Here is a 3,149-nt window from a genome sequence, read left to right as displayed (position 1 = left end):
AACATTGCGGTTGATCATGTTGAATCTCCGTTCTACTGGTCAGGCCCCGGCAAAGATTGGCGTCTGCAGCCGGGGCTATTTTGAAGATATCGTTTTGGGCATCAGCCCGGCCTTAGCCAATTCGCTGATGACCTTTTTGCGCAGCCCATCTTTAGCTGCTGACAGGTGGAAAGCGGCTCCGGCGTAGCGAACGAAAACGGAACTGCCTGAAACTTCGGCACACCCAGTGACGCCGGAATGACTGAAATTCAGAGATTTCATGATCGTCACCAGTGGCTCACTCGTTCTCTGTCCCACATATCGATAAATGCAGGCCCACGCGGAATTGATTTATTGGCTTTCCGCTGGATATGCCGACCTTTCATTTCTAGAGTCTGTCCGACCCTGGTATATCCCTTAACAGCGTTATCAGACCTAACCTTTTGTTTGAAGAATGGAGCGTTGCCGAAGATCGCATGTTTTCGGCTTAACAGAACTGCGGCGGCTTGCTTATTTGACATGCCTGCATGGAAATAAATAGTTGCTTTGGCCATCGTGTAATCCTTTCGTATTGTGCGCCCCGTAGGGCGCGGTGGGTGTTAGAACGTTAAGTTGCGAATCAGAGGCGCTGCCGTTGAACCGCCGCTCATCTGCACGCGAACACGGCTTACTGACGGCTTGGTGCGTTCTTCTCCGGTGTAGCTATTAAATGTGCATGGCCCCAGCACCAGGCGGGGAACTCCGCGAAGAATTACGGTTTCACCGGCTTTTGGATGCTTGCGATATGCCTTTCGGCGTTGTGCTGCGTTCATCGTGTAACCCTCTGCTGTAGTGGTTTTATGCCTGTCCGCCGGATGCTCTCGACGGCAGGGTAAATCCACTCTTTCCTTAAAGAACGTTACCGGTCGATCCCTCTCGGGGCCGGGGAATGATTGCATCGCTCACCCCTTGGCGTGTTGCCTGTTGGCTTCCTGCCTTACCCGTAACGTTTGCGGCGGTGTTTTGCTGGTGGCGTCTCGGGTTGATGAGGTGAGTTTAATAAACAATAAACTTTATCGTCAAGTAAATACTAAACTTAAGGTGTCGTAAAGTATTAACCAATTGAATATTTTGATAATTTATTTTTTAGAGTTGGTTAGAAAGGTATTAGAATTTGCTGAGGATGAGTGGATATAGAAAACCCGGCACTGTGGCCGGGTTGGGGGGATGCTGGATAACTTATCCGTGGCGCTTGTATGCTTGTGACTGGCTGAGTAATACGCGCCCGATAACCTTCAGTTTATGTTCGTTTTCTTCAGTAATAACCCAATCGGCATACTCCGAGTTGTCTGAATGGACGAGCAAATGATCTGGCATCATCTGAAGCCTTTTCACATGAAGGTGATTCTTAAATATAAACACATAGATACCATCGCCAGTGAAATAGTCTTTGCTTACATCGACAAAGATAGCATCTCCTACCTCAATTGTTCCTGCCATGCTATCACCGTCAACGGTAATCATCTTTATTTGTGATGCCTGCTTACCACCAAACATCTGCAACGCATGATCATTGGTGTACTCAATTGAACGAATGGTCTGAATCACTTCGCTGTTGATTACCCCTGGCCCAGCACTTGCCTGGACATCAAGAACTTCGATTTTGAAATCGCTACTTTGCTGATTTGCCAGCCGATCATCGTTGACGTCATCAAGGAAGCCTTTCGGCATCCCATAACTATTCTCAAGGCGTCTTGCAGCCCGCTCGCCAAAAGATGCCTTACCCGTCATCAATTGTGACAGGTAGCTCTTTTCGCTGGCTGGCAGCACTTTGTCTGCGAACCAAGCCCTCAGACGTTCACGCCGATTTTCAGTCGTATTCATTTTTTCATTGTGCTTAGCAATAACTAAACAAGCAAATACTTGACGTTTAGTTTAGTGTTTAATAAACTCCGTTCAATTAACGAGGTGACCTATGCAACTAAAAATTTATATCGATGGGTTGGAGAGAGGTGAAGCCAAGAAGTTGGCAGATCAACTTAATGTTTCCAGCTCTTATCTTTCACAAATGGCATCTGGTCGATGCCCCATCTCACCCGCTCGTTGCGTAGAAATTGAGATCGCAACCGAGGGGAAGGTTAGCAGGCGTGATCTTCGTCCGTCTGATTGGAAAAAAATCTGGCCTGAGTTGGCCGCCGCCTGACGTAAGAAATTATCTAGCAAGATCGAAGATTAAGTAACCACAGCCCGAGGAGTACAACTGTGTCACAGCAAAAAGCGCCGGACTGGCAGGCAGCAAAACAGCCTGAATGGGTGGTCAATTCCGCCCGCAAAATCATCACTGGTCTGCCTGGTGGCTATGCTGAGGCTGCACAGTGGCTGGGGGTTACGGAAGACGCGCTGTTTAACCGTCTTCGCCCAAACAGCAACCAAATTTTCCCGATCGGCTGGTTTATGGTTTTACAGCAAGCTGGTGGCAATACCCACTTTGCCGATGCTGTATCCCGCCAGTCTCGCAGCGTGAACGTGCGTCTGCCCGAAGTTGAAGACGTCGATCGAGACGACATCAACGCCAAGCTGATGGAAGCGATTGAGTACATCGGCAAGCACTCCGAACTTGTCCGCAAATTTACCGAAGACGGCGAGATAGACGCCGCCGAGCGTAAAGCGCTGGACGCCAATACCTACCGCCTGATCGCGACGTTCCAGGAGCACATCCTGTTGCTCTATAGCGTGTTCTGTCCGGCGGAAGTCACCCCAATCCACAAAGCGAAGTGGTGCGGCCCTATGCCGTAGGGAACTGCTGTATTTCACAACCGGAGGGTAAGCGTATGCAGCCTGCATCGTTTGTTCGAACCGCCATGCCTGCGGTGTATTGCCGCGAGGATGCCGCATGGATTCAAGACCAGCTCGGTAAGTTACCGCACGGACAGCGCGGGAAGATTGCGCACGCCTACGAGGAGGCTTACCGCACAGCGTTCGACGCCGAGGAGGTTTCCTACCGGCAGGAGAACGCTGGCCGCAAAGCGGCTAACACGCGCCTGCGGCTGTACGTCGAGCGGTATTCACGGGCAGGCCAGGGCATGACAACCGCGCCACCGCTGGTGGGGCAAAACAGGGTAGCGGCATGAATTTTTTAGCCGGTGTTTTTTTAAACGGGGGAGAGGGGAAGGGTAAGAGGGGGGAAAGGG

At 50.6% G+C, this 3,149-nt stretch carries 6 protein-coding genes; 4 read left to right on the top strand and 2 right to left on the bottom strand.

Translation table 11 applies throughout. The annotated features are described in order from the left end of the window. On the top strand, positions 1-187 hold a 187-nt coding region (locus tag AC4PR2_RS28160), incomplete at its 5' end, for a hypothetical protein (RefSeq protein ID WP_492175946.1). 79 nt (positions 188-266) lie between these two features. On the opposite strand, the gene AC4PR2_RS28155 is transcribed toward AC4PR2_RS28160, so the two are convergent. Together AC4PR2_RS28155 and AC4PR2_RS28150 are read right to left on the bottom strand one after the other, a co-directional pair. Continuing rightward, the gene (locus tag AC4PR2_RS28155) at positions 267-533 is read right to left on the bottom strand and encodes a hypothetical protein (RefSeq protein ID WP_126179969.1); all 267 of its coding nucleotides are present in this window, start codon (positions 531-533) and stop codon (positions 267-269) included. A 664-nt stretch (positions 534-1,197) separates the two neighbouring features. After that, positions 1,198-1,842, bottom strand: coding sequence for a S24 family peptidase (locus tag AC4PR2_RS28150; protein ID WP_492175945.1), 645 nt, complete (start codon positions 1,840-1,842; stop codon positions 1,198-1,200). Between the two features lie 91 nt (positions 1,843-1,933). On the opposite strand from AC4PR2_RS28150, the gene AC4PR2_RS28145 reads away from it, so the two are divergent. From AC4PR2_RS28145 to AC4PR2_RS28135, 3 genes are read left to right on the top strand one after another with little or no spacing between them, the layout of a single operon-like run. Further along, positions 1,934-2,161 (top strand): transcriptional regulator, encoded by a 228-nt coding sequence (locus AC4PR2_RS28145; RefSeq protein ID WP_208061209.1) that lies wholly within the window; start codon positions 1,934-1,936, stop codon positions 2,159-2,161. 59 nt (positions 2,162-2,220) lie between these two features. Further along, positions 2,221-2,754: a YmfL family putative regulatory protein gene (locus AC4PR2_RS28140; protein ID WP_492175944.1), complete on the top strand. Its 534-nt coding sequence runs from the start codon at positions 2,221-2,223 to the stop codon at positions 2,752-2,754. 35 nt (positions 2,755-2,789) lie between these two features. Beyond that, positions 2,790-3,089, top strand: a complete 300-nt coding sequence (locus AC4PR2_RS28135) for a hypothetical protein (RefSeq protein ID WP_033653818.1) — start codon at positions 2,790-2,792, stop codon at positions 3,087-3,089. Positions 3,090-3,149: the final 60 nt, after the last annotated feature.

Source organism: Serratia sp. A07 (genome assembly GCF_058725505.1).
This window is presented reverse-complemented; position numbering and strand designations above follow the sequence as displayed.

Excerpts from the sequence above, each read along its gene's own strand:
- AC4PR2_RS28155 (WP_126179969.1), bottom strand. The coding sequence starts at position 533 with ATGGCCAAAGCAACTATTTATTTCCATGCAGGCATGTCAAATAAGCAA.
- AC4PR2_RS28150 (WP_492175945.1), bottom strand. The coding sequence starts at position 1,842 with ATGAATACGACTGAAAATCGGCGTGAACGTCTGAGGGCTTGGTTCGCA.
- AC4PR2_RS28145 (WP_208061209.1), top strand. The coding sequence starts at position 1,934 with ATGCAACTAAAAATTTATATCGATGGGTTGGAGAGAGGTGAAGCCAAG.
- AC4PR2_RS28135 (WP_033653818.1), top strand. The coding sequence starts at position 2,790 with ATGCAGCCTGCATCGTTTGTTCGAACCGCCATGCCTGCGGTGTATTGC.